The organism is Marinobacter halodurans (assembly GCF_004327985.1).
Taxonomy (GTDB): Bacteria; Pseudomonadota; Gammaproteobacteria; order Pseudomonadales; family Oleiphilaceae; genus Marinobacter_A; species Marinobacter_A halodurans.
On the sequence record NZ_SJDL01000155.1, the window covers coordinates 1 to 992 of the forward strand.

Annotated in this window: 1 protein-coding gene; it reads left to right on the top strand. The window is 58.2% G+C overall.

Translation table 11 applies throughout. The features are described from left to right. Positions 1 to 88: 88 nt before the first annotated feature. The coding region (locus EZI54_RS23900) for an IS5 family transposase (RefSeq protein WP_131484341.1) at positions 89 to 992 on the top strand (904 nt) is incomplete at its 3' end.

The window sequence follows — 992 nt, forward strand, 5'->3', positions numbered from 1 at the left end:
GAAATAAAGACAATGAGTTGGCTTTGTTTCAAAGTATAATATCCAGCATAAATCGCCCTGTTTCACTCAGAATCCGGAAGAAATGCCCATGATCCCACGGGATAAACGCCAGGCTCCGCAGCGAGATCTGCTGCAAACCTACCTCGAAGACATCCTGAATGTTCGGCACGAACTGGTGCAGATGGGCAAGCGGATCGACTGGACCGCGTGCGAAGAGCATTTCGGTCAGATGTATGCGGTGGAGGCTGGGCGGCCGGGGTTACCTATCCGGTTGCATGTGGGCTTGCAGTTGCTCAAACATATGTACGCGCTGTCAGACCGCGATGTTCTGGATCGCTGGGTAGAGAACCCCTACTGGCAGCACTTCTGCGGTGAAGTGATTTTCCAGCACCGGCTGCCGATGGACGAAACCACCATGATGCGGTTCCGGCATCGTATTGGCGAAGACGGCGCCTGTGAGCTTTTGACAATGAGCATTGCCCTGGGACAGGACACCGGTGTTATTGCCCCGGAAAGCCTGAAAGTCGCGGTCATAGACACCACGGTCATGCCCAAGGCTGTCGCTTACCCGAGCGATGCCCGCCTGGCAGGGCGCTGCCACCGGCAGCTTGTCGAACTGGCCAAGGCCGAAGGCATCAAATTCCGCCAAACCTTTTGCAAGGGGCTGCCCGGTATGGTCTGGCAGGTCGGCCGCTACGCCCATGCCCAGCAGTTCAAGCGGATGCACAAGGTCCTGCGCCAGATGCACCGGAACCTGGGCAAGATCTGTGAGGCCATCGTTGACCAGCGCACGATGGAGCAGCGCTCCGAACGCCTGAACCACAAGCTCCACCAGGCCTTGCAGCTGTTGAACCAGTACGGTGACCGATCCGTCAAACCCCGGCTGTACAGTTTGCACGAGCCAGAGGTGGTGTGTATTGCCAAGGGCAAGGCCCGCACCCGCTATGAGTTCGGCGCCAAGGTCAGCGTGGTGACCACCGCCAAAGAGGGGT